Source organism: Pseudarthrobacter sulfonivorans (genome assembly GCF_024391045.1).
Classification (GTDB): Bacteria; Actinomycetota; Actinomycetes; order Actinomycetales; family Micrococcaceae; genus Arthrobacter; species Arthrobacter sulfonivorans_B.
This window is the reverse complement of record NZ_JANFCZ010000023.1, coordinates 21,178-46,252: the sequence shown is the minus strand read 5'-3', so window position 1 is coordinate 46,252 and position 25,075 is coordinate 21,178. Positions and strand designations below refer to the sequence as shown.

Sequence of the window (25,075 nt, the reverse complement as noted above, 5' to 3'; positions counted from 1 at the left end):
GCCGACATACTCACCGTACTGTGGTCGAAACCGGCTTCAGAAAGAAAAGGCCTTGAACGCGGTTGAAACCTTCAACGCGAGCAATGATGTGAAGGTTATCTCCTTTGCCAACGCCATCGGGAATGTTCGAACCCGTCAGGTGCAGATCGGTAACTATGTTTACGTCCCTGAACTGGAAGTTAGGTCCTATCGCTGAGGTTGCGCTGTAGTTCCCAGCGCCAATCAAGATGTCGTACCTTGTCTTGTAGTCACCATGGTTGTTCATGTAGGAGATATTTCCATCGAACTCAATGGTTCGATCTTTGTATTTAGTTGCAAAGCCTTCGATACTGTCGTAGTCCGAATCTGACCCGGCAAGCAGAGCTGCAAGTTCCGAATTGTTCTGCACAGTCAGTGTCTGCTCAGCTGCTGACGCCACCGGTGTGGCCTTGGCCGGTTCGCTGGGCTGCGCTTTCTGGCTTGGCGTGTCAGACGGCCCATTTGAGGGCTGTTCGCTCTGCACCACCGGGGCGTTTGTCGGGGACGTGTTCGCCGCCGGGGTGTCATCCCTTTCCCGGGCGGCACCGACGGCCACGATAATGCCGATAAGCACGAGTGCCCCTGCCGCCGCCGGCAAGAGGTACCGGGGCCGCTTCGGCTTCAGGCGGCGGAAGGTCAATTTCGTCCGCAACAGCGGCTCTTGACTTTGGGTGACGAATTCCCAGCCTTCCTTCTCCCACTTCGCCATCGTCCTGGCTTCCATTCCGCGCACCGTCTGCACGGATTTGATCTCGTAGCTTGCGTCTTCGCCAGCCATGAGGCTCCCCCACTCCTTATAGGACCCATTGATTTTGGAGTCTGCCACTCCTAGTGACGACCCGACCCCGCCGCCGCCTTCGACCACGGGGCCCATCGAATATACCCGGATTTGGCCCTACCAATTTCCCCTGGTCGTGAGGTTACGCCGGCGCAGGTTGGAGCCATTCCCCCCACCCCCGTCACAGAAAAATCACCGGCCGGAAACGCCCCGGCAACCTGGCCACGGCATGCTGGGGCCCAAGGGGACAACTAACAGGGGACAAACCATGACAACGCAGCAGGCAGAAACCGCACCGATCCAGGTGGACGACTACATCCAGGCGTGGCACAACGGCAAGCTCTTCCACCAGGGGCGCGTGACCGACGTCGTGCGTTCACTGGAACTGATCTGGATCCTGGACGCGGATACCGGCGTCCGGAAGCTGCTGGATCCGGAAGCGCTGGAGATCGTCCGCGTTGCGGGGCCCCTCCTGCAGGGCCCGCGCATCTAGCTCCGGGTCACCTGCGCTGCCGGCTCTTGGATCCCGGTACCGCCGGCGGTTTCGGGAACGCTCCTCAGCATCCAGACGGCGAGCCCGGTGATGGCCACGGCCAGACCCACCAGACCCAGCTGCAGCACCATTTCCGGAAAGACGGTACGGAGCGCTATGGGAATGACACTCGCGGTGTAGAGGACCACCAGGGCCTTCGGCACGCTTGAGCCGCGCCAGAGCGCCAGCATAAGGACCACCGTCCCGAGCAGGAACAGCATGGAGACGGCGGTCAGGGCGATCCCCAGCGGGCCGGCGCGCAGGGCAGCGTTAACACCGGGATCAACATAGGGAAATACCAGGTTGAGCACAAACTCAACCCCGACCAGGCCCGCGAGCGCCACGACCGAGATCACGGCACCTGCGGCCGCCAGTGCGCCGGCGCGGCGCGAGACCAGCACATAGATCCCGAGCACCAGCCCGATGGCGGCGAGCTGGGCTACGGGTGCAGCCAGCTGGGTGAAAGGTGATGTGGGTATGATTCCTGCCCGTTTGGCGGCGTTCACCAGCAGTATGGCTGCCGAGAGGAATCCCGCGAGGGCGAAGATCTTAACGAAGGCGGCAGGCAGATCAACCTGAATTCTTGAGGACATCAGAGGCTCTTGACTGTGAGGCTATGCACGAAGCGGCGACGGCTGTGGCCCAATCGCCGCGACCCTGGAAGGGTGCCGGGGACACTTCGAAGCTACGGCCGGGCAGGGTGATCGGGCGTCACCACATGGGGTGATTGAGTGGGTGACCCGGCTGCCGGTGCAAGGCCCACGAAAACCGAGGGATCAGTTGACGAAGCCCTTCAGCCAGGTCTTGAGATCCTCACCGAACTCCACACGCTCGGACGCGAGGGTGATCACGGCTTTCAGGTAGCTGAGCCTGTCACCGGTGTCGTACCGGCGGCCCTTGAAGACGACGCCGTAGACGCCGGAGCCTTCGCCCTCACCGCCGGCCAGGGTCTGAAGTGCGTCCGTCAGCTGGATCTCGTTGCCGCGGCCCGGGGCGGTGTTTTCCAGGACGCCGAACACTGCCGGGTGCAGCACGTAACGGCCGATCACGGCCAGGTTGGACGGCGCCACACTGGCAGCTGGCTTCTCCACCAGGCTGTTGACGCGCACGAAGTCCTTGCCCTCAATGGCCGTGATATCACCGCAGCCATAGGCACTGATTGCTGCAGGCTCCACCTCCATCAGCGCGATGACCGAGCCCCCGGTCTCCTGCTGCACTTCCATCATGGTTGCGAGCAGTGTGTCGGCTTCATCAATGAGGTCATCGCCCAGCAGCACGGCGAAGGGCTCATCACCCACATGCCTTTTTGCACACAGCACAGCATGACCCAAACCCTTGGCCTCGCCCTGGCGGACGTAGTGGATGGGGCCCAGCTGCGAGGCGTACTCCACCTCTGCAAGCCGGGCCGTATCGCCCTTGAGCTGCAGCGCGCGTTCCAAGCCCGGTTCGCGGTCAAAGTGGTCTTCCAAGGCCCGCTTGTTGCGCCCCGTGATCATCAGCAGGTCGGTCAGGCCTGACCTCACCGCTTCCTCCACCACGTACTGGATTGCAGGGCGGTCCACCACCGGCAACATTTCCTTCGGCATGGCCTTGGTGGCGGGGAGGAAGCGCGTCCCCAGACCGGCAGCAGGAATGACGGCTTTGGTTACGGCTTTCCGCTTTGTCATAGGTTGAACCCTAAAATCCGTGGAGAACTCAGGCAATCAGACCCGCCAAGTCCTGCGGACTTTCGGCGGTTCCGGTGGATTCGGCGGGCTCTCTCGCTTGGACTCCACAGCAGAAGGGCGCGTCAGGACACCGCAGGAGCTCGCCACCTGTGCCGGGATCGTGGGGGATCGGTGTCCCGGCCATGAGTACACCCTCGCCTGAATACATCATCGGATGTACCATCGTTCCATGGAGACACTCACGCACGCCCCGGTCCTGGCGCGGTTCGGATACGCCGTCTCGGACCCGACGCGCGCCCGGATCCTACTTGCCCTCGCCGACGGGCCCGGCTATCCGTCGGACCTGGCGGACAGCCTCGGCGTGTCCCGGCAGAGCATGTCCAACCACCTGACCTGCCTGCGCGGCTGCGGCCTGGTGGTGGCTGCGCCGGACGGCCGCCGCACCCGCTACGAACTCGCCGATGCCCGGCTGGGCCATGCAGTCAAGGACCTGCTCGGCGTGGTGCTCAGTGTTGATCCCGCGTGCTGCGCCCCGGACGGGACGTGCCTGGTATGACCACTCCCCTCCTGCTCTCCCCCAACGCCGGGCGCCGGGCCGTCCTGAGCCGCCGCATCCGGATCTTCGCCGCGCTGACCATCACCTACAACGTCATCGAAGCGGTGGTGGCGCTGTGGGCCGGCAACATCGCGGATTCGTCGGCGCTGATCGGCTTCGGGCTGGACTCCATCATCGAAGTGGCGTCCGCCGTCGCGCTTTCCTGGCAGTTCGCCGGCGCGGACCCGGAACGCCGTGAACACCTCACCCTGCGGATCATCGCCGTCTCCTTCTTCGCGCTGGCGCTCTTCGTCACTGCGGATTCGGTCCGGTCCCTCGCCGGCGGCGGCGAGGCCCAGCACTCCATGCCCGGCATCGTGATCGCCGCCCTGAGCCTGGCCATCATGCCGGTCCTGTCCTGGCTGCAGCGCCGGGCCGGCCGCGAGCTCGGTTCCAGGACTGCCGTGGCCGACTCCAAGCAGACCCTCCTGTGCACCTACCTGTCCGCCGTGCTGCTCGCGGGCCTGATCCTGAACAGCACGCTGGGCTGGTGGTGGGCCGATGCCGGCGCCGCCCTGGTCATCGCCGGCATCGCCGTCCGCGAAGGCCTCAACGCCTGGAATGGTGACGTCTGCTGCGCAGTGCCGCACGCCGCCGTCGGGCTTTCCCTTGACAACAAGAAGAACGACGGCGGCACGGCGGGATGCTGCGACGGGTGCGGGAGGGAATCCTCATGAAAGTTGAACTCCTGTACATCGAGGACTGCCCGAATTCGGACGAAGCGTACGCACGGCTCCGCGCGGCGGTCAGCGACGTGGCCGGGCCGGGCATTGACGTTGTCCGGACAGTGGTCCTCGACGCGACAGGGGCCCCGGCGTTCGCCGGCTCGCCCACCATAACGCTGGACGGCGTGGACCTCTTTCCCGGCGCGACCCCGGTGAACGAACTCTCCTGCCGCATCTACCAGACGCCGGACGGCCTCGCCGGGTTGCCCACCCAGGAGCAGATCAAAAAGTCCCTGCAGAACCGGGGAGTGTCACCGGGCCGCCGTAGAATGGCGTCATGACACCGCAGGAGATCGCCAACCTGGCGCACCTGCGCCGGGCCCGTGACCTGATCGACCGCGAGTACGCCAAACCGCTGGACGTGCCCACCATGGCCGCCGGCGCGCTGATGTCCGCCGCGCACTTCTCCCGCCAGTTCAAGGCCGCCTACGGTGAGGCGCCGTACAACTACCTGATGACGCGGCGGATCGAACGGGCCATGGCGCTGCTCCGCGCCGGCGCCAGCGTCACCGATGCGTGCATGGAGGTGGGCTCCACGTCGCTGGGTTCCTTCAGCTCGCGGTTCACCGAGATCGTGGGGATGACCCCCAGCGCCTACCGCGCCCGCGAGCACCACGCGGCCAAGGCCATGCCGTCCTGCATCGCCCGGCAGCGCACCCGGCCCGCGCGGAAACCGAGCAGGATTGAAGAAGCGCCCGCGCCCGCGCTGAAATAGCGTGGAACCCATGAACATTTCACTGAAATACGCACAGGTCACCGTCACCGACGTGGACGAGTCGCTCAAGTTCTACCGCGACGCGCTCGGCTTCGAAGTGAGGAACGACGTCGGGTCCGACGGGCAGCGCTGGGTCACCCTCGGCAGCGACGCCCAGCCCGGCCTCGAACTGGTCCTCTCCCCGCCGCACGCCGGCCGCTCGCAGGCCGACGGCGACGCCATCCAGGAACTCCTCACCAAAGGCGTCATGCCCATGTACGTCTTCACCACCGACGATCTGGACGGCGCCTTCGAAAAGCTCCGCGCATCCGGCGCCGAAGTCCTCCAGGAACCCATCGACCAGCCATGGGGCCCGCGCGACTGCGCCTTCCGCGATCCCTCCGGCAACATGATCCGCATCAACCAGGGCTAGGTTCCGCCTCCTCACCAGCGGAAACGTACGACGCCGGCACCCAACTTGGGTGCCGGCGTCGTACGTTCTGCGTGTCAGTGCAAGCGGTTAGAGTGGTGGGCATGACGCTGGACGGTGCGGCCGGGGAGCCGCTTGTGCACATTCAGGACTTCCGGATGGATTTCGGGGACACCACGGTCATCAAGGACCTGTCCTTCGATGTCCGGGCCGGGGAGACCTTCGGGTTCCTCGGCAGCAACGGCTCCGGGAAAACCACCACCCTGCGGGCGCTGCTGGGGATCTACCAGCCCACCGCCGGGACCCTCCACATCGGCGGCCGGCCCTTCACCGCACGCGACGGCGCCCGCCTCGGGTATCTGCCCGAGGAACGCGGCCTGTACAAGAAGGAATCCGTCCTGGACGTGATGGTGTACTTCGGCCGGCTCAAAGGCATGGACAAAACCCACGCCAAGAACTGGTCCCGCGAATACCTGGAACGGGTGGATCTGGCCGACAAGGCGCACATGCGGATGGACAAGCTCTCCGGCGGCCAGCAACAGAAGATCCAGCTCGGCGTGACCATCATGAACAACCCCGAACTGCTGATCCTGGACGAACCCACCAAGGGCTTCGATCCGGTCAACCGGCGGCTGCTGATGGACATCATCGAAGAGCGCAAACACGCCGGCGCCACCGTCATCATGGTCACCCACCAGATGGAAGAGGTGGAACGGCTCTGCGACCGGGTCATCCTGCTCAAGGACGGCACCTCCCGCGCATACGGCACCGTGGAGGAGGTCCAGGAACAGTTCGGCGGCACCGTGTACCGGCTCGCCTACGACGGCGCCCTGCCCGCCTCGGACCTCTACGACATCGTCAGCGCCGGCGGCGGCCACGCGGAACTCTCCCCCCGCCCCGGCGGCGGCGAGTCCACCGTCCTGCGCGAACTGATCGACGGCGGCGTGGCCGTGCGCTCCTTCACCGCGGCCAGGACGTCCCTGGATGAAATCTTCATCCGGGTCTACGGCGAAGACCACCAGATGGCGGAGGCATAACCCATGACACAGCCAACAGCCACCAAGGCCTCCCCCGCTCCCCAGCCGCAGGCCGTCCCGGCGCCGCCGAAGCGCCCGTTCGCGCAGCACAACCTCCGCACCGTGATCGGGTTCGAGTTCACCCGCACCCTGAAAAAGCGCGGCTTCTGGATCGCCACCCTGGCCATCCCCGTGGTGATCGGCATCGTGTTCGCCCTGGTCTACCTGAGCAACTCCTCCACCGCAGCCAGCGCCGACGCCCAAAAGACCGCGGCCCTGTCCTTCACCTACACCGATAGCTCCGGCCTGATCGCGGACAACATTGCCAAGGCCATGGGCGGGGTGAAGGCGGCAGACCCCGGGCTGGCGTTGGAAGACGTGAAAACAGGCAAGTCCGACGCCTACTTCGTCTACCCCGCCGAGCCGGCCACCCAGACAGTGAAGGTCTACGGCATCGACAAGGGAATCTTCGAGAACGGCAAGTACGACGCCGTCGCCAAGCAGCTGCTGACCGCGTCGGCGCAGGCCACCGTGGGCTCGCCGCAGCTGACGGCCGCTGCCAGCGGTAACGTCAAGACCGAGTCCGAGGCCTTCAAGGACGGCAAGGCGACCGGCGGCTTTGGCGCCGCGATCCCGCCGCTGATGTTCCTGGTGATCTTCTACGTCTCGATCATCCTGCTCTCCAACCAGATGCTGAACAGCACGCTGGAGGAGAAGGAAAACCGGGTCACCGAGATGATCCTCACCACCCTGAACCCCACCACCCTGATCATCGGCAAGGTGGCCGCCCTGTTCATGGTGGGCCTGGTCCAGGTCCTGGTCTTCCTCACCCCGATTGTGGTGGGCTACCTCTTCTTCCGGGACAGGCTCTCCATCCCCGACCTGGACCTGTCCACCATCAGCTTCGAGCCCGTAACCATCATCGTCGGGGCGCTCCTGCTGCTGGGCGGCTTCACCGTCTTCACGGGCGTCCTGGTGGCGATCGGGGCCGTCATGCCCACCGCCAAGGACGCCGGCACCATCTTCGGGCCGCTGATGGCCCTGATCTTCGTGCCGTTCTACGCCATCAGCCTGATCATCTCCGACCCGCACGCGCCCATCGTGCAGGTCTTCACCTACTTCCCGCTCTCCGCCCCGGTCACCGCGCTGCTCCGCAACGCCTTCGGGTTGTTGACTCCGGTTGAATCCACCATCGTCATCGTGGAACTGTTCGTCATCGGCTTCCTCATCCTCCGCCTGGCCGTCCACCTCTTCCGCTACGGGTCGATCCAATACTCCAGGAAGCTCTCCATCGCCGGCACCTTCCGGAAGCGGAGCCCGCTGACGGGGAAGTAGTGGGGTCAGCGCCGTGGGGGCGGTACTAAAATGTCGCCATGCCGCTGCGCTTCTTTTCCCGCCGCACGCGTTCCGTCCCGGAGGGTTCAGTCACCGACGGTTCATTGCCGGTGCGGAAAGGCCGACGTCGGGTGCTGCGGTTCTTTGCCATTCTGATGCTGGTGCTGCTCGGGCTGGTGGTGGTGTCAACTGCTGCGAATGTCCTCCTCGAGCGCGTGGAACGAGCCAACGCCATTCCGTACGGGGAACGGGTCCGGATCGATCAGGGCACTATCAACGTCTCCATTTCCGGGGACAGCGGCCCGATGCTGGTGCTGCTCAGCGGGCTGGGCACGGCCGCGCCGGGGCTCGATTTCGCCCCTCTGGTCCGGGCACTGCCCGGCTACCGGACCGTGGTGGTGGAGGGGTTCGGCTACGGCTACAGCGACACCGACGTCAGGCCGCGGACCATCGAGAACATCGCCGAGGAACTGCACTCGGTGCTCTCCGCGCTGGGCATCCATGGCCCCTACGCCCTGGCCGGGCACTCCATCGGGGGCTTCACCACCCTGTACTACGCCAACAAATACCCGGCCGAAGTGTCGGCGGTCATCGGGATCGACCCCACCGTGCCTACGGCCACCACTGCACGGCCCGGAGCCCCGGCACCTGCCGATGCGCCGCCGTCGGGCAATTTCTGGGAGCGCCTCCCCTCCACCCTCGGTCTAGTTCGCTGGGCGGCCGCGCTGGGACTGCTGGATCCGGACGGCAGCGGCTATACGCCGTCGGAAATCACCCAGATGCGCATGCTCACCTCATGGAACTTCGGCAACGCGGCCGTGACCGACGAAACCTCCCGCGTGGGCGAGAACGCCGCGAAGCTGCAGGGGCTCAGCTACCCCAGCCGGATTCCGGTACTGATGCTCCTCTCGCAGGACACCCTGAACAGCCGGCCTGAATGGGTGGACCTGCACGAACGCCAACTGACTCAGGTCACGCGGCACGAGCTTGTGGTCCTCGACGGCCCGCACTACCTGCACTGGACCCAGGCGAAGGCGATGGCGGAGAAGATCGACGAGTTCCTGGCGCCTGTTGCGGGGTCGACTGACTCAATGACCGCGCAGCGCGGCGGGGTTGTCAGGGCCGAAGCGCTCAGGCTTTCCGGGCTCAGGCCTGCAGGCTGAGCCCGGCCGCGCGGATCGCCTGGTCCATCTCCGTCCGGGCCTCGGTGACCAGGGCGAGGGTCCTTGGGTCCCTGAGGACCTCGGCCCGGACGGCCGGCACCAGGACCGCGAAAGACGCGAGCACGCCGCCGTCGGCGCTGTGCAGTGCCATGCCCAGCGCGTGCAGTCCCACTTCGGTTTCTTCCTGGTTGAGCGCGTATCCCAACCGCCGGGTCTCCTCCAGCGTGCGCCCCAGGCGCGCGAACTCCGCGTCGTTGAGGTAACCGCCGGCGAGCCTTGCGGAATTGCTCCTGTACAGCCGCTCCAGAAACGCCTGATCATGTTCGGCAAGAATGGCTTTTCCGCCAGCCGCCAGCCGCGCATCCTGCACAAGTCCCGTCCGGTCCCCGACGCGCAGCGGCTGGCTCCCCTCCAAGGTGGTGAGCACCCGGGTCCGCACGCCCGTGCGGAACATCAGGCTGACGCTCTCGTCGAGGCGCCCGGCGAGGAGCTCCAGGTGCGAACTGAGAAGGGTCTTCAGTTTGCGTGTCCACGGAGAGGGCGACGGCGGCGCGCCCATGGACGGTCCCGGCGCGTAGGCGCGGGACTCATCCTGGACGGCGAAATCGCGGTACACGAGCATGGTTAGCAGCCGGTGCGCCGCCGACGGTGAGATGTCCAGCTCCCGCGCGATGTCGGACAACCTGGCACCGCCGGTGTCGCGCAGGATCTGAATCAGGCGCAGCACGTGATCGACCGAGCTCAAGGCATACCGCGGGCGCTGGTACACATCTTTTTGTTTGGTCATGATGGAACTAGACGATACAGCTTCAAACTTCTAGCGGATTTCGCTCAGTTCGGCGGTGTGGTTTTCCTTGAGCCACCGCACAAACAGCAGTGACATGAGGAGCACCACAACGTTGATGGCGGCGATGAGCCAGAAGTTGCCGGTGCTGGCGATGGCGGCCGCAACAATGGGTGCGGGGGCGGAGAAGATCACCTGGGAGAACGACAGCGACAGCGCTGAGCCCGAGAAGCGCATGTTGGTGGGGAACTGTTCCGCATAGAGGGCTGGCTGCGAGCCGAACTCGAACTGGACGCCGCTGATGGCCACGGTGACGGTGAGGACGATCAGGAAGATGTTCCCCGACTCGGCCGACGGGAAGAAGGACGCGACGGCGATGAGCTGGGCGATGATCGCGATCACCAGCACAGGCTTGCGGCCGATCCGGTCACTGACGAATCCGCCGAGCAGGCCGACGCCGACGGAGATGCCGTTGGCCACGAGGATCATGATGAACGCGTCGCCCTTGCTGAAGCCGGCGTGGGTGGTCAGGTAGTTCAGGCCGTACACGGAGATGGTGTAGAAGGTCACGTTGGAGCCGGCGCGTACCAGCATCAGCTTGATGATGGTCCACGGCATGGTCTTGAGGACCTGCAGACCGCTGATGGATTCGGTGGCGGCTGCCTTTTGTTCCAGGAAGACCGGGGTCTCCTCGAGGCGCATGCGGATGTAGATGCCCACGACGACCAGCAGGATACTCAGGAGGAACGGCACGCGCCAGCCCCAGTCCCGGAAGGCAGCTTCACTCATGGACGTGCTCAGGATGACGAGGGTGACGTTGGCGAGGACCTGGCTGAGCGGGGAACCGATGTTGATGAAGGAGCCCAGGAGCCCGCGCTGGTTGGCGTTGGCGTGTTCGAGGGTCATCAGCTGGGCACCGGTCGCCTCGCCGCCGAGGGAGAAGCCCTGAAGGAACCGCAGGGACACCAGGACGATGGCGATGGTGATGCCCTGATTGCCGGGGAGCAGGCCAATCGCCAGCGAGCTGACCCCCATGAGGATGAACGTGGCCAGCAGAACGGGCCGGCGCCCGTACTTGTCTCCGAAGTGGCCGCAGATGATGGCGCCCAGGGGGCGGGCCAGGAATCCGACGCCGAAGGTTGCGAAGGACGCGATCAGGGCCGCCGCTTCGCCGAGTCCCGAGAAGAAGATCGCGGGAAAGACGGTGGCGGACAGGGCACCGTAGACCGCGAAGTCGAACCACTCGAGCGCCGAGCCCAGCGCGCCGCTGGTGACAGTCTTCGCTTTCTGGGAGCGCTGCGGGGAGGTTTCGGTCGGGTTGCCGCCGGAGGGTGTGGAGGGGGAAAGGGTTTCCCGAGTCATGTTTTAAGCCTTTCACTTCATAGCCAGGTGTTGGCACCGGCGCATCTCGCCTTCGAGACGGATATGAACTTAGTTACAAATTCAGGCAACTCCAACAGTATTTCTGCTATCTGGAAAAGCCACGGCTGCCTTGTGAGGCGTTTATCACGAAGGGGGGCTTGAAGTTCTGTCATGTGGAAAAGAATGTGCGAGGGACGGGCGGGGCCGCCTAGGGTCGCTGTGGCTGCACCGGACATCACAGAATCCGGCGGGCCCAACGAAGGAGCATGGCATGACGGAAGTGTCCTCCCGGGACGTCGTGGTCATCGGAGGCGGGCTGGCCGGCCTGCGGGCTGCCTCGGTGGCCGCGGAAGAGGGTGCCAGTGTCACTCTCCTGGAAAAGCAGGACCGCCCGGGCGGCTCGTCCCAGCTGTCTGCCGGCATGTACTGGACCGCGCCCGATCTTGCTTCCTATCGCCGCCGGATTCCGCAGGGCGACCTGCAGCTGGCCGAGCGCATCATCGGAGACTACGAGCCAGGGCTGGCCGCGATTCGCGCAACCGGCGTTCACGTCGACGCCGAGGCAACGGACGGCGTCATGGGGTTCGGCCGGGGGTATTCCTTCGACGTCAAGACATACCTGCAGGTACTTGAGGAGCAGTTGAGGGTTTTGGGCGGAGAGGTGCACACCGGCGTCCGGATTCGCTCCGTGACCCGGTCCGGCACGCGCCGGTTCCTCCTGAGCGTGGATTCAGCAGACGGCCACCGCGAGATCCACGCCCACGCGATTATCCTGGCCACAGGAGGATTCCAGGCCTCCACGGCACAACGGGCATTCCACATGCCCGCCGTTGGCGCCGACATCCTGCTCCGGTCCAATCCCGGCAGTGAAGGCGACGGACTCGACCTTGCCTTGTCCCTCGGGGGTGCACCGGCCGGTGACCTGGGAACGTTCTACGGACACCTTGTGTCCCACCCCGTCGCCGACTTCACGCCGGACCGGTTCATGCTCTACTCCCAGTACTACTCCAATCACGGCATCCTGGTGGCGGCCGACGGGCGGCGGATCTCCGAGGAATCCCGCGGCGACGAAATCCTCAACCAGGACCTTGCCGAGGTGGACGGGATGAGAGGGTTCCTCATCTTTGACGAAACTGTGCGCTCGACCTACGGGGTATCAGAACCGTTCGCCCATTTCGGGCGGGTGGACCGGTTCGCGTTTGCGGTTGAGGGCGGCGCCCGGCACGCAACGGCCCCGACCCTCGACCAGCTCGTGCACCAGCTCAGCGACCTCGGCGTGGACGGGCCACAGCTGCGGAAGACCCTGCTGGGCGATACCGGGGTGTCGTCACTGGCACGCCGTGTCTCGCGCGGTGAACCGCCCACCGTCCACCAACTGATGAAGCTGCGTACTCCACCCTTCTACGCGCTTGAGGTGCAGCCCGCCATCACCTTTACGCTCGGGGGAATCGCAATCGACCACAGCGCCTCGGTGCTGAACTCCACCGGCGAGAGGATCCCGGGCCTCTACGCTGCGGGCGCCGACCTCGGCGGGTTTTCCAACTACGGCTACGCAGGCGGGCTTGCCCCGGCACACATCACCGGCACCATCGCCGGTGGCAGCGCAGCCCGGTTTGCCGCCGTCGCGCCCCACAGACTGTCCCACAGCCTGCCCCAAGAACAAATGGCACCTGCCATGGAAGGAACTTCATCGTGCTAAGAAAGCGCATCGCATTGCTGCAACGCCGGACCGACATGCCGTTTCAGGACTTCGACCGGCTATGGGCCACCGGGCACGCCGAAATCATCTCGGCGCTGCCCGGCCTGAAAGAGTACGTCCAGAATCCCGTTCATTCTTTCTGGACCAACGGCGACCCCACGGCGACCATCGACGGGATCGTCGAGGTGTGGTTCGATGACGCCGTCGTCTCATCTCCGGAAGACCACACCTCCATGGCCCAGCAGGATGACGAGGTCAGCTTTATCCGCACGCTAACCGCATTCACTGTGACAAACCGCGGTAGCTATGACGCTGAGGAGAAGGTGTGGCTACTTTCGCCCGGACCTCTCAGCGAGCACGACATAGCAGAGCTGACGGCTGGACACCATGTGGCCCCTACCGAGCCGGAGGAAGGCATCCGCCTCATGAAGAGGCCCAGGCTCCTTCAGGAGCCAACCGCACCTGCCACGCTGCTCGTCTATCCAACCCCGGCAGGCGGAGCCGATGAGCTGTTTGATTCCGTTGTCGATAGAGTCTCCGGCGGGTCGATGAGCAGCGGCATCAGGGTTCTGAAGACAGCGTCCCGGCGGGTGCGCTGATCCTGGTGGCTTGTGAGTGTTGACTGTCCCGGCCTAGATTTGGGCATGACCATTTCCCCCGAACACGAGCTGCTCCTTGAGCTGCAGGACCTGATCATCGGCACGGGATCGGTGGCTGAATTCCTGGGCGGACTGTCCGTGATTGCCGCGTCCTCACTGAGCAGGGCAGCCGGTACAACGATCGAGTGCGGCGTCACTCTCAAGATCAACAAGAAAACCACCACTGTTGGCGGCAGCGCGGAGCACGCCATCCACCTCGACAAGATCGAACAGCAGGTGGGCGAGGGCCCCTGCATCGAGGCATTGAAGGTGAAGGCCCCCGTCCTCTTGGCAGACGTCCGCACGGACCCCCGCTGGCCTACCTACCAGCAACGCCTGCTTGAAGAGGGCTGCCTCAGCGCCCTTGGCGTCCCGATGGATCTTAATGAAGGCACCAGCGCCGCCCTGAACTTCTTCGCGCCAAGTACTGGGGTGTTCACGGAGGCGACCATCAGTGAGGCAGCCAAATTCGCCCGGGTGGCCCGCAGCGCCGTCCTGCTCTCCGTCAGGGTGGCTACTGCCGAAGGGGCTGCGGACGACCTGAGCGCGGCCATGGTCAGCCGTACCGCCATCAACCTTGCCTGTGGCATCATCATGGGCCAGAACCGGTGCAGCCAGGCAGAAGCCATGGCCATCCTGGTCAAGGTCTCCAGCCACCGGAACCAGAAACTGCGCGACGTGGCGGAGGAGGTCGTCAAGAAGGTTTCGGGCGAGGAACCCATTACCTACTTTGACAAATAGCCCGGCCTTCTTCGGCTAAGAGGACTTGGGCCGCGCGCGGATGTGCATCCGCTCCCCCTGCTGCCCGAACAGGCTGATGAATTCAACGGGCTTGCCGTCGGCGCTGGCGAACCAGTGGGGTGTGTGGGTATCGAATTCGGCTGCTTCGCCGGCCCGAAGTTCAAAGTCCTTGTCCCCCAGCACCAGGCGCAACCGGCCGTTGAGGATGTACAGCCATTCGTAGCCCTCGTGAACGCGGGGATCTGGCTGGTCGCCGCGGGCACCGCCGTCGAGCACCATTTTGAACGCCTGCAGGCCGCCGGGACGGCGCGTCAGGGGGACGGCCGTCATGCCCGCATGGGTGATGGGGCGGAGGTGGATCCTGGGATCCCCGGTGGGCGGGGCACCCACCAGATCATCGAGGGGAACGCCGTACAGCCTCGCGAGGGGCAGCAGAATTTCGAGGTTTGGCCTGCGCTGGCCCGACTCCAGCCGGGACAGGGTGCTCACCGATACACCGGAGGCGGAAGACACTTCGCCGAGGGTGAGGTTGCGTTCGGTCCGGAGCGCCCGAAGCCGGGGGCCCACCGCCCCGAGAACGTCATCAAGGTCGTTTGCCATCCCACTATTTTGCCATAACGGCAAGATTGTTTGCCAGCTTGAGTTGGTCCGACGGATGCTTAATTGAGCGCCTCCGGTTGGCGGCGGGGAACTTTCGGGAAGGCCAAGCAGCATGGACACCACACGGTATGACGTTGTAATCGTCGGCGGCGGCGCCGCGGGACTCGGCGCGGCCACCACCCTGGCCCGGGCGCTGCGCTCGGTGCTGGTCATCGATGCGGGAACGCCCCGCAACGCACCCGCGGCGGGCGTCCACGGCTTTTTATCCAGGGACGGCGTTAACCCGTTGGAGCTCCTGGCCATGGGACGCAGCGAGGTGCTCTCCTACGGCGGGACGGTGCTGGCCGGCGAAGCTGTTGCGGCACGGCGTACCACCGAAGGGTTCGAAGTCACCCTCGCAGATTCCCGCCGGGTCCTGGGCAGGCGCCTCCTGGTCACCACCGGCCTGACGGACGAACTGCCTGCCATCGACGGGCTGCGGGAGCAGTGGGGCAAGGGCGTGGTGCACTGCCCGTACTGCCATGGCTGGGAAATCCGCGGGCAGCGGATTGGCGTGCTGGGCACCGGCCCGCTGTCCGGCCACCAAGCACTGCTGTTCCGGCAATGGTCCCCGGACATCACCCTCTTCCTCAACGACGCCGTGCAGCCCACCGACGAGGAATGGGAAAAGCTCGCTGCCCGGTCGGTCCGGGTGGTTGAAGGCGCCGTGGCCTCCGTTGACGCTGCGGACGGAGTCCTCACCGGCGTCACGCTGCGCCAGGGGCCGTCCTTCGCGCTGCAGGCCCTGGCCGTCGGCTCACGGATGGAAGCCCGGTCCGCCCTGCTGGAATCCCTCGGGCTGCCCTCCCGGCCGCACCCGTCCGGGGCCGGCCGGTACATCGAGACCGACGCTGTGGGCGGCGCGACGGCCGTCCCCGGCGTGTATGCGGCAGGAAATGTCACCAACCTGATGGCCCAGGTGATCACCGCCGCGGCCGAGGGTGTGATGGCCGGCGCGAGGATCAACGCCGACCTCATCGAGGAGGAAACCCGTTGGGCTGTGGAGGGGCGTTTCGGGCCCTTCTCCGCGGCCTCGGAAGCCGCCGTCGCAAAGACCGTGCTGAGTGAGCGGGCTCATGGCCTGGCAAGGTAGGGTTTCGGACATGGAACTCCGACTCGAGGTTGTACAGGTGCCCGTCTCCGATGTGGACCGCGCCAAGGCCTTCTACACTGACCAGCTCGGCTTCGTGCTCGATCACGACGTTGAACACATTCCCGGGATGCGCGTTGTCCAGCTGACCCCGCCGGGCTCTGCGGCGTCAATCGTCATTGGCACCGGCATGACCGGCATGACCCCGGGCAGCCTCGAAGGCCTGCAGCTCGTGGTGCCGGACATGGCCTCTGCCCGGGAGGAGCTGGTCAGCCGCGGCGCCCCCGTCAGCGAAGCCCAGGACATGGGCGGGTTCGCGTTCGCCCACTTCAGCGACCCTGACGGCAACCGGTGGGTCATCCAGGAGATCCCGGCGCGTTAGGACCCTGGGCGGCTGCTAGGCCACATGCTCCATGGCGGGAGTGGGCTTCGTGGCTGCTGCCCGTGTTGGCGGCGACGTTGATTCCCGCACCACCAGCCCCACAGGAAGCTTGATGGCCGGACGGGGGGCGGCCTGCGGAGCCACAATGTCAAGGAGCTTGTTGACGGATGCCTGGCCAATCTGCCGCAGCGGGGTGCGGACTGTGGTCAGGGCCGGGGACGTCAGGTTCGCGGACTGGATATCGTCGATGCCCACCACACTGAAGTCGTCCGGAACCCGATACCCGCGGCGCCGGAGCCGGGCCATAATCTCCAGCGCCATGAAGTCGTTGAACGCCAGAACGGCCGTAGCCCCCGAAGCCATGGCAAGGTCCGCGGCGGACCCGCCACCACCGAAGCCGGGTTCGAAATGGCCCAGGTCCGTGATCTCCAGGCCCGCCAGTTTGGGGGCGGTGGAGGCCAGGCCCTTCCTGCGTTTCTCATCCGACCAGGAACCTTCAGGGCCGCCGGCGTAGGCGATGCTTCGGTGTCCCAGCGCGTGCAGGTGCTCCACCGCCTGGCGGACCGTTTCGGTGGCATCAAAACCCACGTCCGCAACGCCCGGGCAAACCCGGTTGGACAGCACCACCGGCCCCGCCGTGTTGAGCGCGGAAATGTCCTGCTCCGACATCTTGGACGAACAGACAATCAGCCCGTCCGTTTGGTCCTGCAGCCGGCGGGCCGCGGCAATTTCGTACGACGCATCATTGTCCGAGTCCGCAATCACCACGGAGTATCCCTCCCGGAGCGCCTGCCCGTACACACCCTTGGCAATAGCCGAGTAGCACGGATGCTCGATGTCCGGGACAAGGAGTCCGATGGTCTTGGAACGCCCTGCCACGAGGCCCTGGGCCACCGGGCTGGGCCGGTAACCCAGGTTCTGGGCCACCTCCAGGATGCGGCGGCGGGTCTCAGGTGCCACGAGGTCCTCTGAGGACAGCGCCCGGGAGACCGTGGACGCGGAGACTTTGGCTTCTGCCGCCACATCTCTTACTGTGACCTTGTCAGCCATGACGTCCCCTTCCGTGAATGATTGTCCATGAAACCGTTTGCATTCTTATTTTAGGGTCAACATCACATTGACGCCTGAACGTCGCTGAGTGTTGGCGTGGATGCCACAAGCTGCCGAGTGTAGTCGGCCTCGGGTGACGTGAACAGCAGCTCCGTGGTGTTGGCTTCCACCACCTCGCCATTCTTCATCACGATGGCAGTGTCTGCCATATGGCGGATCACTGACAGATCATGGGAGATGACCACCAGGGACAGCCCGCGGCTTGCCCGCAGCCCCATCAGCAGGTTCAGGATCTGCGCCTGGGATGAAATGTCCAGGGACGATGTTGGCTCGTCGGCCACCAGGATCTTCGGTTCGCTGGCCAGCGCCCGTGCGATGCCCACCCGTTGGCACTGGCCGCCGCTGAGCTTGGACGGCGACTTGTCCATCGCCTCTTCGGGCAGCCCCACCTCGTGGAGCAACTCCCCTGCCTTGCGCAGCGCCGCCCGTTTGGGCAGTTTGTCCCAGCGCAGAAAAACCTCTGCCACGGCCTGGCGGGGCGTGCGCCACGGAGTCAGCGAACCGTAAGGATCCTGGAAAATCATCTGCACCGAGCGGCGCGCCGGGTGCCGCCAATTCACGTCAGCCAGGTTCTGCCCATCCAGCCGGATGTCACCGGTGGTGGGACGCAATGCCCCCACGAGGACCCGCCCCAGGGTGGTTTTGCCGCTGCCGCTCTCGCCCACAATGCCAATGGACTTCCCGGCCCGGATGTCCAGGCTGATGGGAGCCAGCGACGGTGCGTCCGCCCCCGGGTAGGTAACGCTGACGCTCTGTACCGTCATCAGCACGTCCGGGGTAACGTCCCTCGCTTCGGGCTGCTCCGGTTTCCGCAGTTCCCCCGTCTCCCGGTCCAGGACGGTGAGGGTTTGTCCGGCGGGGGTTGCTTCCGGACGTGCGGCCAGCATGGCACGCGTATAGGGATGGCTGGGTGCGGTCAGGACCGCCTCCGTGGAACCGCTTTCAATGAGCCGCCCCTGCCGCATGACGGCAACGCTGTCCGTGACCATGTTCACCACCGCGAGGTCGTGGGCGATCAGCATGAGCGTCATGCCCGTTTCCTCCTTGAGCTCGCGGATCAGGCTCAGGATTCCGGCCTGCACCGTGACGTCGAGGGCTGTGGTGGGCTCGTCTGCGACAATAAGCTCCGGCCGCCCGGCCAGTGCGAGCGCGATCATGACGCGTTGACGCATGCCGCCGGAAAGCTCGTGCGGGTAGGCCTTAAGCAGCGCCTTTGGCCGTGGCAGCTGGACCTGTTCCAGCAGTTCCAGTGAACGTGCCCGGTGATCCGTTTGCGGATCAAGGAAGCGGACCGTTTCGGAAATCTGCTTACCGATCCGGACCACCGGATTCAGGCTCGACAGCGACGCCTGCGGCACTAAGGCGATGCGGCTGCCGCGCAGCTTCTGGCGCTCAGGCGTATCCGCCTGACCGAGCTCGACGCCGTCGAACGTCACCTTGCCGCCCAGGATCCGGCCCCCGATGTTGTCCAGCAGCCCGGTCACGACACGGGCGGTGACAGTTTTGCCGGAACCGGACTCACCCACCAGGGCGAACGCTTCGCCGCGGGCGATGTCGAAGGAGACGTCGTGCAGGACCTGGCGCCCGGCCAGTTCCACCGACAGGCCGGAGACGCTCAGCAGCGGTGAGCTGCCATTGGATACTGCGGTCATGCCGTTGCCTTCTTTCGGGAATCGAGCAGTGAATCTGCCATGAAGCTCAGCGAGAGGCCGGTGAGCGCCAGTACAGCGCCGGGGAACAGCGTGATCCACCATGCCTGGCGCAGGAAGCCGCGGCCTTCGTACATGATGCTTCCCCACTCGGCGGCCGGTGGCTGGACGCCGACGCCGAGGAACGGCAGCGAGGAAAGGATGACGGCCACGAGCACCAGGTCGCCCACCGCCAGGGCCAGGTTCACCCGGGCCACACCGGGAACGATGTGACGCATCACCACGCGCAGCGGGGACAGCCCCGAAACGCGGGTTGCCAGGATGAAGTCCGAGTTCCGCATGGCCAGTGCCTGGCCGTGCGCCATCCGGGCGTAACTGGACCACATCACCAGCATCAGGCCTGCCATTGCCGCGAGGAGTCCGGCCGGCGCGAGGCCGCCCGCCTCCACTTTGCCGAAGACCACCACCAGGGCCAGCAGGAGAATGACCGTGGGGAACGCGATGACGGCGTCCACGAACCTCATGAGCGTGCCCTCCAGCCACCCCAGCCGGGTGGCCCCGGCGAGCGTGCCAAGGGTGGTGCCGATGATGAACACGGATGCGGCTACGACGGCGGCGGCCACGAGGTCGATCCGGCCACCGGCGAAGGTTCGGACGAACACGTCCCGGCCCACGCCGTCGGTCCCGAAGGGATGCGCCAGGCTGGGCGCCTGCAGTGCCCTGGCCACGAGGGCATCCGGGGCATAGGGCGAAAGGATGGGAACGAAGATGCACATCAGGACAATCAGGCCGAAGACCGATGCCCCGATGATGAGGCTCGCCTTCGCACCGACGAGCCTGCGGAGCCAGCCCAGGGCCAGGGGTTTGCGTTTGTTCATGATCGCCTCGCACGTGGGTCGACAAGTGTGTAGGCCAGTTCGGCCAGGAAGCTGCTGAGGACCACGCCGATGGCCGTAATGAGGGCGATGCCCTGGATCACCGGGTAGTCGCGGCTGATGACGCCTTTGATCATCTCCGCGCCCAGGCCGGGCAAACCGAAGACGGCCTCGATGATGATGGCGCCCGTCAACAGGGAGCCGAAGCTGATGCCGACCAGCGTAATGACCGGCATCACGCTGTTGGGCAGGATGTGGCGGAAGGTGAGCACACGCCGCGGCAATCCGCGGGCCATCGCCGCCTCGATGTACTGCTGCCCGCTCACGTCAATGGCTGACTGCCTGACGGCACGGGCGATGACGGGGGCGAGGTGGGCTGACAGTGCCAGCCCGGGAAGGATGAGGAAAGTGAAGTTTTGGGGGTATTTCGCGGCCCAGCCGCCGGCCGGAAGCCAGTCAAGCCGGATGGCGAAGACCAGGATCAGGAGGAGCCCGATAAGGAACGTCGGAACTGCGTAGGACAACATGACCCAGGTCCGGACGGCCACGTCCACACCCTTGCGACGGCTGGTGGCCGCCACCAGTCCCAGTAGGGTTCCCAGCAGCACGGCCACAACGATTGCCGCGAGGACCACGGCGAGCGTGGTGGGCATGGCCTCCCCGATAACACTCGAGACCGGACGTCCCCGCTGGGCGAGGGAGGTGCCCAGGTCCCCCTGGAACAGCCCGCCGATGTAGCTGGCGAACTGTTCCAGAGGTGCCTTGTCGAGGTTGAGCTCTTGGCGCAGGTCCGCTGCAGTTTCCGGGGTGTACTCAATGCCCAGGATGACCTCAACAGGGTCACCCGGGATCAGCCTGGCCAGCAAGAAGACCAGAACGACGATGAATCCGACGGTCCCAATGGATTGGCCTGCCCTGAGTGCCAGCCGCCGCGCTCCTGCGCCCAGTTTCATTTGGTGACGCTGCCGATCTGGCCGCGGGAGTCCTGCAGGCTGAAGAAACCGTCCGGGAGGGTGGTGGCGGCGCCACGGACCCAGGGGGCGAAGATGACGTACGGCTGGTCCTCGGCGAACTGCTTCTCGACGTCGGCAAGCGCCTTGGTGCGCTTGTCACCCAGGTTCTCGCGGACCGTCTTGACGATGTCGTTCATTTTCGGGTTGTTGTAGCCGGTGAACTCAGAGTTGGTGGGTGCCCCGCCAAGGACTGCGTTGTTCAGCAGCGTGTCCGGGTTGTCACCCGTGGACGGCATGGACCCGGGGTACATGTCGTAGTCGCCGGCACGTCCGCGCTTGGTGGCCGTTGCGGCGTCCACCTTGTCCAGTTTGACGGTGATGCCGATTTCGGCGAGCTGGCTCTGGACCAGCAGCGCGAACTGGGAAGCAAACGGGTGGGACTGGTCCTGGTACATCATGTTGACCGTGCAGCCCGTCTTGCAGTTTTCGGTCTGGGACAGGTACTTCTTCGCCGCGTCAAGATCGCGGGGCTTGTTCCGGTCAGCCTCGTGCCCTGGCATGTTGGACGGCCAGAACCCCGTCTGGGGCTCGTTGCCGTCGCCCCAGATGGCGCTGACAATTGCCGGCCGGTCCAAGGCTGCGTTGACGGCCTTGCGCATATTGACGTCCGAGAACGGACCCGACGGGTTCCACAGGCGCAGGTCATAGAAGCCGTTGACGGGCGTGTAATGGACCTTGATCTTATCCGTGTCGCCCAGGGAGTTGAGGAAGTTGGGCGCGAGGTCGCCGGCAAAGTCGATCTGGCCGCTTTCCATTTGGCTGATGGCGCTGTTGGCATCGCTGACGATCTTGATGGTCACTTCCTTGGCCAGCGGCTGCGGACCGTTGTACTGCTCATTGGCGGTGAGCTTCAGCTCGTCGCCGGCCCAAGTGGACTTCACCTTGTATTGGCCGGCTGTAACGTCCAGTTTGTTGAAGTAGGAGTCGACGCCGGCCGCGAGGGCTTCGGAGGGATACACGCCGAATGATCCCAGCGGAAGGAATGTCTCAAAAGATGGGTAAGGGGTGCTGAAGTTGAACGTCACCGTGGTCCCGTCGGTGGCCGTCACCGACGAAATCGGCGTCAGGTAGGACGCCAGCGAGCTGCCCTTGGCGGTGCGTGCGAAATCAAATGACGCGGCCACGTCCTCCGCTGTCAGCGCCGAGCCGTCGGAGAACTTAAGGTCCTTCTGCAGCGTTGCTGTGCCCTGGGTGTAATCCGCGTTGAATTTGAAGTCCGTAGCAAGGCCCGGCGTGACCTTGCCGTCAGGGGCCAGGGTAAAAAGGGTGCCGTTGGTGAGTTGCTGCTGGATCCTGTCCGTGGGCGACTGCGTTGCCGCCGGGTTCAGGCTCTGACTCGCCGCCGGCATGGCGACGACGATGCTGTCGCGCTGCGCCAGGGGTCCTGCCGGTTCTGCGGTGCCGGCGGTACCGCCGCCGCAGGCAGTGAGCGCCACCACCGAGGCGGCGACAATGCCGGCCTGGTAGATCCGCAATGAGCGTTTTGCGTTCATGCTGTTTCTCCTTGGTTCGTGCCTTAACTGATGGCCGTATCTACGGCCAGGGGTTATGTGGGTTGGAACGTGGATATGGCGCGGTCTTCAGCGCCGTAATCGAACGGGTCCGAAGTCCCGCCGAAGAATGTCCGGACACCGAGGCCCGGGTTGCCGAACTTGCTGTCAGCCAGCCGTTCGTGGAAAGCGCCGGAAGCCACGTCCCGCAACAGGGACTCGACCGTCAGTGCCACTCCGGCGGCGTAGGTAAGGGCAGGTTCGTAGCCGAGCTGAGTACGGGCCGCTTCCGTGTCCAGAAAGACCGGTGCCGGCAGTGACCATGGTGAAGCAACCGGCGGCTGGCCCGGGACCAGTACGAACTCCACGCTGACGTTCATTGCCTCGGCAATGCCGGCGGCAATGTCGCGCTCAGTCGGGGAGCCTGGATCCCCCGCGTTCAGGATGCGGTGCCCGGGGTTGCGTGCTGCCAGCCGGATCATTTCCGCGAGATTGCCGGTGGAAACCGGGTGATAGCTGCCCTGTCCGTCGAAGCCGAGAACAAAGGTCCTGCGCCCGTCCAGGATGCGGCGCAGATAGAACCATTCCCTGGCCTGCGGCGTGTTCGGGCCATGCACAGTTGCAGGACGGATCACCGTGGCGGGAACCGGCCCGTTGGCCAAGGCAAGTTCCACGGCGCGCTTGCGGCTGGCGTAGGTGCCGGTCCCGGTCCCTACCGTCCGGGCCGACTCGGGGACCGGCCCGTTGAACCGCGGGCTGCTTTCAAGGTCAGTTATCGCTTCGAGCGCCCGGCCCTGCGTGTCCACATAGAGGCCCCCGGTGGAGATGGCCACGATGGAGCCGATGTCACCTGCACGGCGCGACAACTGGTCAACGTGCTGCGGATCAAACGCCACCACGTCCACCACCACATCGAAGCACTCCTTGAGGATGGCGTCCATGCTTTCGTCGTCGGCGCGGTCCACCTGGCGAACGTGGGCGCCTACCGGCGGGCTGGCCTTCCCGCGGCTTGCCACCGTGACGTCCCAGCCGTCCTCGAGCAGCCGCGCCGCGGCGGCCTGCCCGATCTGGCCGGATCCGCCGATGACCAGGGCCTTGGATGCAGTCACCGTGAGACCGCGGCGAGCGGGAGCTGAGGTGAGGGAGGGAAGGCTGTCATGTGCACTGCTCCTGAATCATGAGGCGGGATGTTTCATGTGACTCGTAACACAATGAATTGTTGCGGCTTAGATTGTCAAGTGTTGCGAAACAACTTTCGGATTTGCTGCAACGAGTTGGCACTCCGGTCCGGAAAACCGTTGCTCTGAGAGGGATAAGAACGAATGAAACACGTTGACAGTCTGTTGCGGTCTGTTGCAGACTGATTCACGCCGGGTCATCCGGCATGAATTCCATCACCACCCCGGCGATGGAAAAGAGCGCTGATTCAGGCGTCCGGAATCACCAGCACACAAGGGAGTCAGCAGCAATGGGATCAGTTTCGGTGGGTATCGTCGGATCAGGATTCGCTGCTGGCCTGCACGTGGACGCCCTCAAGCGCGTATACGGGGTGGACGTGAAGATCCAGGCCGTGGCCTCCAGGAGCCGGCCAAGTGCCGATGCGTTTGCGCGCCGGCACGGCATTCCAAACTCCTATGCGACCCCCGAGGAACTTCTCGCCGATCCGAGCATCGACGTCGTTTCCATCTGCACGCCCAACGCCATGCACGGCAGCCTAGTCATCGAGGCAGCACAGGCCGGCAAGCACGTCATCTGCGAAAAACCGCTCACCGGCTCCTTCGGCCCGACCAAGGACCAGGGCCTCATGCGCGCCATCCGGGAGCGCGAAGAAGCCCAGGCATCCCTGGCCGCCATCAAGGACGCGCTGCAGCGAGCAGGGACCCAGTTCCTGTACGCCGAAAACTGGATCTACGCTCCTGCCACCACCAAAACGAAGGCGCTCATGCGCACTTCAGGTGGATCCGTCGTCGACATCCGTGCGGAACAAAGCCACAGCGGCTCGCACGCCCCGGCCACCCGCCGTCGGGAAACAGCAGGAGGAGGGGCCCTGCTGACCCTCGGCGCCCACCCCATTGCGACAGCACTGCACCTCAAAGCGTTCGAGGGCGAGCTCCTGTGCGGGAAGCCGATCCGGGTGAAGTCCGTGACGGCGGAAACCGCGGCCCTGTACGCGAGTGCGGCCGTCCGCCGGTCCGGGAGCCGCAACTGGCTCGTCAATGACTGGAAAGACGTGGAAACATGGGCCAACCTCGTCATGAATTTCGACGACGGGACGAAGGCAGTGGTCAACGCCTCCTTCGCCATGCTCGGCGGCATCAAAAACACCTTCGAGGTATACACAACCAATGCCGTCTTCCACAACAACATGACGCCCAATTCGTCCCTGCAGGTCTACACCCCCGACCATGCCGCGTTCGGCGACGAAGCGCTGCACGAAAAATTGGAGAGCCGGACCGGCTGGATCTCGGCATCCCCCGACGAAGGCTGGGCCAAGGGCTATCCCCAGGAAATGCAGGACTTTGTGGAATGCGTTGCCGAAGGACGCCAGCCCGTCGCAGGCCTTGAACTCGCCGGCGACGTGGTGCAAGTGATCTACGCAGCCTACGAATCCGCCGAAGTCGCCCAGCGCGTCAAGTTGTAAACCACAGTT

27 protein-coding genes are annotated in these 25,075 nt (G+C 65.0%); 15 read left to right on the top strand and 12 right to left on the bottom strand.

Going from position 1 to position 25,075, the window contains the following annotated elements:
* Window positions 1–10: 10 nt before the first annotated feature.
* Window positions 11–796, bottom strand: coding sequence for a DUF4839 domain-containing protein (locus tag NQJ30_RS14775; protein WP_255770727.1), 786 nt, complete (start codon window positions 794–796; stop codon window positions 11–13).
* A gap of 268 nt (window positions 797–1,064) precedes the next feature.
* Between NQJ30_RS14775 and NQJ30_RS14770 the strand changes: the two genes are divergently transcribed.
* On the top strand, window positions 1,065–1,289 hold the full coding sequence (locus tag NQJ30_RS14770; RefSeq protein ID WP_255770726.1) for a hypothetical protein: 225 nt from the start codon (window positions 1,065–1,067) through the stop codon (window positions 1,287–1,289).
* Here the strand turns inward: NQJ30_RS14770 and NQJ30_RS14765 are convergent.
* Together NQJ30_RS14765 and galU are read right to left on the bottom strand one after the other, a co-directional pair.
* Window positions 1,286–1,921, bottom strand: a complete 636-nt coding sequence (locus NQJ30_RS14765) for a hypothetical protein (protein ID WP_255770724.1) — start codon at window positions 1,919–1,921, stop codon at window positions 1,286–1,288. The genes NQJ30_RS14770 and NQJ30_RS14765 overlap by 4 nt on opposite strands.
* Before the next feature lie 183 nt (window positions 1,922–2,104).
* Entirely contained in the window at window positions 2,105–2,995 is an 891-nt protein-coding gene (gene galU, locus NQJ30_RS14760) for a UTP--glucose-1-phosphate uridylyltransferase GalU (RefSeq protein WP_255770723.1), read from the bottom strand.
* Window positions 2,996–3,224: 229 nt separating this feature from the next.
* Here galU and NQJ30_RS14755 point away from each other — a divergent pair, with 229 nt between their 5' ends.
* The 8 genes from NQJ30_RS14755 to NQJ30_RS14720 all read left to right on the top strand — a co-directional run bounded on the left by NQJ30_RS14755 (window position 3,225) and on the right by NQJ30_RS14720 (window position 8,953).
* Window positions 3,225–3,551 (top strand): ArsR/SmtB family transcription factor, encoded by a 327-nt coding sequence (locus tag NQJ30_RS14755; protein ID WP_255770722.1) that lies wholly within the window; start codon window positions 3,225–3,227, stop codon window positions 3,549–3,551.
* Window positions 3,548–4,267 carry a cation diffusion facilitator family transporter gene (locus NQJ30_RS14750; RefSeq protein WP_255770721.1) on the top strand — a complete coding sequence of 240 codons (720 nt, stop codon included), beginning with the start codon at window positions 3,548–3,550 and terminating at the stop codon, window positions 4,265–4,267. Before NQJ30_RS14755 ends, NQJ30_RS14750 begins: the two co-directional genes overlap by 4 nt.
* Entirely contained in the window at window positions 4,264–4,596 is a 333-nt protein-coding gene (locus NQJ30_RS14745; protein ID WP_255770720.1) for a thioredoxin family protein, read from the top strand. The genes NQJ30_RS14750 and NQJ30_RS14745 overlap by 4 nt, the downstream gene beginning before the upstream one ends.
* On the top strand, window positions 4,593–5,030 hold the full coding sequence (locus tag NQJ30_RS14740) for a helix-turn-helix transcriptional regulator (protein ID WP_255770719.1): 438 nt from the start codon (window positions 4,593–4,595) through the stop codon (window positions 5,028–5,030). Before NQJ30_RS14745 ends, NQJ30_RS14740 begins: the two co-directional genes overlap by 4 nt.
* A 10-nt stretch (window positions 5,031–5,040) precedes the next feature.
* Window positions 5,041–5,442, top strand: a complete 402-nt coding sequence (locus NQJ30_RS14735) for a VOC family protein (RefSeq protein WP_255770718.1) — start codon at window positions 5,041–5,043, stop codon at window positions 5,440–5,442.
* A 101-nt stretch (window positions 5,443–5,543) separates the two neighbouring features.
* On the top strand, window positions 5,544–6,476 hold the full coding sequence (locus NQJ30_RS14730) for an ABC transporter ATP-binding protein (RefSeq protein WP_255770717.1): 933 nt from the start codon (window positions 5,544–5,546) through the stop codon (window positions 6,474–6,476).
* Between the two features lie 3 nt (window positions 6,477–6,479).
* The gene (locus NQJ30_RS14725) at window positions 6,480–7,790 is read left to right on the top strand and encodes an ABC transporter permease (RefSeq protein WP_255770716.1); all 1,311 of its coding nucleotides are present in this window, start codon (window positions 6,480–6,482) and stop codon (window positions 7,788–7,790) included.
* Between the two features lie 38 nt (window positions 7,791–7,828).
* The gene (locus NQJ30_RS14720) at window positions 7,829–8,953 is read left to right on the top strand and encodes an alpha/beta fold hydrolase (protein ID WP_255770715.1); all 1,125 of its coding nucleotides are present in this window, start codon (window positions 7,829–7,831) and stop codon (window positions 8,951–8,953) included.
* On the opposite strand, the gene NQJ30_RS14715 is transcribed toward NQJ30_RS14720, so the two are convergent.
* Both NQJ30_RS14715 and NQJ30_RS14710 read right to left on the bottom strand, forming a co-directional pair.
* Complete coding sequence (locus NQJ30_RS14715) at window positions 8,937–9,740, bottom strand: IclR family transcriptional regulator (protein ID WP_255770714.1); 804 nt, start codon at window positions 9,738–9,740, stop codon at window positions 8,937–8,939. The genes NQJ30_RS14720 and NQJ30_RS14715 overlap by 17 nt on opposite strands.
* 30 nt (window positions 9,741–9,770) lie before the next feature.
* A complete protein-coding gene (locus NQJ30_RS14710) occupies window positions 9,771–11,099 on the bottom strand; it encodes an MFS transporter (protein WP_255770713.1) in 1,329 nt (442 codons plus the stop codon).
* Between the two features lie 271 nt (window positions 11,100–11,370).
* On the opposite strand from NQJ30_RS14710, the gene NQJ30_RS14705 reads away from it, so the two are divergent.
* From NQJ30_RS14705 to NQJ30_RS14695, 3 genes are read left to right on the top strand one after another with little or no spacing between them, the layout of a single operon-like run.
* Window positions 11,371–12,798: an FAD-dependent oxidoreductase gene (locus NQJ30_RS14705; RefSeq protein ID WP_304664161.1), complete on the top strand. Its 1,428-nt coding sequence runs from the start codon at window positions 11,371–11,373 to the stop codon at window positions 12,796–12,798.
* On the top strand, window positions 12,792–13,397 hold the full coding sequence (locus tag NQJ30_RS14700; RefSeq protein WP_255770712.1) for an EthD domain-containing protein: 606 nt from the start codon (window positions 12,792–12,794) through the stop codon (window positions 13,395–13,397). The genes NQJ30_RS14705 and NQJ30_RS14700 overlap by 7 nt, the downstream gene beginning before the upstream one ends.
* Before the next feature lie 45 nt (window positions 13,398–13,442).
* Window positions 13,443–14,177: a GAF and ANTAR domain-containing protein gene (locus tag NQJ30_RS14695; RefSeq protein ID WP_255770711.1), complete on the top strand. Its 735-nt coding sequence runs from the start codon at window positions 13,443–13,445 to the stop codon at window positions 14,175–14,177.
* Between the two features lie 15 nt (window positions 14,178–14,192).
* Here the strand turns inward: NQJ30_RS14695 and NQJ30_RS14690 are convergent, their stop codons facing one another.
* Entirely contained in the window at window positions 14,193–14,777 is a 585-nt protein-coding gene (locus NQJ30_RS14690; protein WP_255770710.1) for a helix-turn-helix domain-containing protein, read from the bottom strand.
* Window positions 14,778–14,889: 112 nt separating this feature from the next.
* Between NQJ30_RS14690 and NQJ30_RS14685 the strand changes: the two genes are divergently transcribed.
* Both NQJ30_RS14685 and NQJ30_RS14680 read left to right on the top strand, forming a co-directional pair.
* Complete coding sequence (locus NQJ30_RS14685) at window positions 14,890–15,909, top strand: NAD(P)/FAD-dependent oxidoreductase (protein WP_255770709.1); 1,020 nt, start codon at window positions 14,890–14,892, stop codon at window positions 15,907–15,909.
* Between the two features lie 10 nt (window positions 15,910–15,919).
* Window positions 15,920–16,288, top strand: a complete 369-nt coding sequence (locus tag NQJ30_RS14680) for a VOC family protein (RefSeq protein ID WP_255770708.1) — start codon at window positions 15,920–15,922, stop codon at window positions 16,286–16,288.
* A 15-nt stretch (window positions 16,289–16,303) separates the two neighbouring features.
* On the opposite strand, the gene NQJ30_RS14675 is transcribed toward NQJ30_RS14680, so the two are convergent.
* From NQJ30_RS14675 to NQJ30_RS14650, 6 genes are all read right to left on the bottom strand, one after another.
* A complete protein-coding gene (locus tag NQJ30_RS14675; protein ID WP_255770707.1) occupies window positions 16,304–17,338 on the bottom strand; it encodes a LacI family DNA-binding transcriptional regulator in 1,035 nt (344 codons plus the stop codon).
* Between the two features lie 62 nt (window positions 17,339–17,400).
* Window positions 17,401–19,050, bottom strand: a complete 1,650-nt coding sequence (locus NQJ30_RS14670) for a dipeptide ABC transporter ATP-binding protein (protein ID WP_255770706.1) — start codon at window positions 19,048–19,050, stop codon at window positions 17,401–17,403.
* Window positions 19,047–19,925, bottom strand: a complete 879-nt coding sequence (locus tag NQJ30_RS14665) for an ABC transporter permease (protein WP_255770705.1) — start codon at window positions 19,923–19,925, stop codon at window positions 19,047–19,049. The genes NQJ30_RS14670 and NQJ30_RS14665 overlap by 4 nt, the downstream gene beginning before the upstream one ends.
* Window positions 19,922–20,875 (bottom strand): ABC transporter permease, encoded by a 954-nt coding sequence (locus tag NQJ30_RS14660; RefSeq protein ID WP_255770704.1) that lies wholly within the window; start codon window positions 20,873–20,875, stop codon window positions 19,922–19,924. The genes NQJ30_RS14665 and NQJ30_RS14660 overlap by 4 nt, the downstream gene beginning before the upstream one ends.
* Window positions 20,872–22,428, bottom strand: a complete 1,557-nt coding sequence (locus NQJ30_RS14655) for an ABC transporter substrate-binding protein (protein WP_255770702.1) — start codon at window positions 22,426–22,428, stop codon at window positions 20,872–20,874. Before NQJ30_RS14655 ends, NQJ30_RS14660 begins: the two co-directional genes overlap by 4 nt.
* A 53-nt stretch (window positions 22,429–22,481) precedes the next feature.
* Complete coding sequence (locus NQJ30_RS14650) at window positions 22,482–23,534, bottom strand: NAD-dependent epimerase/dehydratase family protein (RefSeq protein WP_255770701.1); 1,053 nt, start codon at window positions 23,532–23,534, stop codon at window positions 22,482–22,484.
* Between the two features lie 359 nt (window positions 23,535–23,893).
* Here NQJ30_RS14650 and NQJ30_RS14645 point away from each other — a divergent pair, with 359 nt between their 5' ends.
* Window positions 23,894–25,066, top strand: coding sequence for a Gfo/Idh/MocA family protein (locus tag NQJ30_RS14645; RefSeq protein WP_255770700.1), 1,173 nt, complete (start codon window positions 23,894–23,896; stop codon window positions 25,064–25,066).
* Window positions 25,067–25,075: the final 9 nt, after the last annotated feature.

Coding starts and splice junctions, on each gene's coding strand:
- NQJ30_RS14745 (WP_255770720.1), top strand. CDS start 4,264: ATGAAAGTTGAACTCCTGTACATCGAGGACTGCCCGAATTCGGACGAA.
- NQJ30_RS14765 (WP_255770724.1), bottom strand. CDS start 1,921: ATGTCCTCAAGAATTCAGGTTGATCTGCCTGCCGCCTTCGTTAAGATC.
- NQJ30_RS14755 (WP_255770722.1), top strand. CDS start 3,225: ATGGAGACACTCACGCACGCCCCGGTCCTGGCGCGGTTCGGATACGCC.
- NQJ30_RS14720 (WP_255770715.1), top strand. CDS start 7,829: ATGCCGCTGCGCTTCTTTTCCCGCCGCACGCGTTCCGTCCCGGAGGGT.
- NQJ30_RS14690 (WP_255770710.1), bottom strand. CDS start 14,777: ATGGCAAACGACCTTGATGACGTTCTCGGGGCGGTGGGCCCCCGGCTT.
- NQJ30_RS14710 (WP_255770713.1), bottom strand. CDS start 11,099: ATGACTCGGGAAACCCTTTCCCCCTCCACACCCTCCGGCGGCAACCCG.
- NQJ30_RS14675 (WP_255770707.1), bottom strand. CDS start 17,338: ATGGCTGACAAGGTCACAGTAAGAGATGTGGCGGCAGAAGCCAAAGTC.
- NQJ30_RS14740 (WP_255770719.1), top strand. CDS start 4,593: ATGACACCGCAGGAGATCGCCAACCTGGCGCACCTGCGCCGGGCCCGT.
- NQJ30_RS14775 (WP_255770727.1), bottom strand. CDS start 796: ATGGCTGGCGAAGACGCAAGCTACGAGATCAAATCCGTGCAGACGGTG.
- NQJ30_RS14685 (WP_255770709.1), top strand. CDS start 14,890: ATGGACACCACACGGTATGACGTTGTAATCGTCGGCGGCGGCGCCGCG.
- NQJ30_RS14750 (WP_255770721.1), top strand. CDS start 3,548: ATGACCACTCCCCTCCTGCTCTCCCCCAACGCCGGGCGCCGGGCCGTC.
- galU (WP_255770723.1), bottom strand. CDS start 2,995: ATGACAAAGCGGAAAGCCGTAACCAAAGCCGTCATTCCTGCTGCCGGT.
- NQJ30_RS14645 (WP_255770700.1), top strand. CDS start 23,894: ATGGGATCAGTTTCGGTGGGTATCGTCGGATCAGGATTCGCTGCTGGC.
- NQJ30_RS14680 (WP_255770708.1), top strand. CDS start 15,920: ATGGAACTCCGACTCGAGGTTGTACAGGTGCCCGTCTCCGATGTGGAC.
- NQJ30_RS14725 (WP_255770716.1), top strand. CDS start 6,480: ATGACACAGCCAACAGCCACCAAGGCCTCCCCCGCTCCCCAGCCGCAG.
- NQJ30_RS14695 (WP_255770711.1), top strand. CDS start 13,443: ATGACCATTTCCCCCGAACACGAGCTGCTCCTTGAGCTGCAGGACCTG.
- NQJ30_RS14715 (WP_255770714.1), bottom strand. CDS start 9,740: ATGACCAAACAAAAAGATGTGTACCAGCGCCCGCGGTATGCCTTGAGC.
- NQJ30_RS14660 (WP_255770704.1), bottom strand. CDS start 20,875: ATGAAACTGGGCGCAGGAGCGCGGCGGCTGGCACTCAGGGCAGGCCAA.
- NQJ30_RS14735 (WP_255770718.1), top strand. CDS start 5,041: ATGAACATTTCACTGAAATACGCACAGGTCACCGTCACCGACGTGGAC.
- NQJ30_RS14705 (WP_304664161.1), top strand. CDS start 11,371: ATGACGGAAGTGTCCTCCCGGGACGTCGTGGTCATCGGAGGCGGGCTG.
- NQJ30_RS14670 (WP_255770706.1), bottom strand. CDS start 19,050: ATGACCGCAGTATCCAATGGCAGCTCACCGCTGCTGAGCGTCTCCGGC.
- NQJ30_RS14665 (WP_255770705.1), bottom strand. CDS start 19,925: ATGAACAAACGCAAACCCCTGGCCCTGGGCTGGCTCCGCAGGCTCGTC.
- NQJ30_RS14770 (WP_255770726.1), top strand. CDS start 1,065: ATGACAACGCAGCAGGCAGAAACCGCACCGATCCAGGTGGACGACTAC.
- NQJ30_RS14730 (WP_255770717.1), top strand. CDS start 5,544: ATGACGCTGGACGGTGCGGCCGGGGAGCCGCTTGTGCACATTCAGGAC.
- NQJ30_RS14655 (WP_255770702.1), bottom strand. CDS start 22,428: ATGAACGCAAAACGCTCATTGCGGATCTACCAGGCCGGCATTGTCGCC.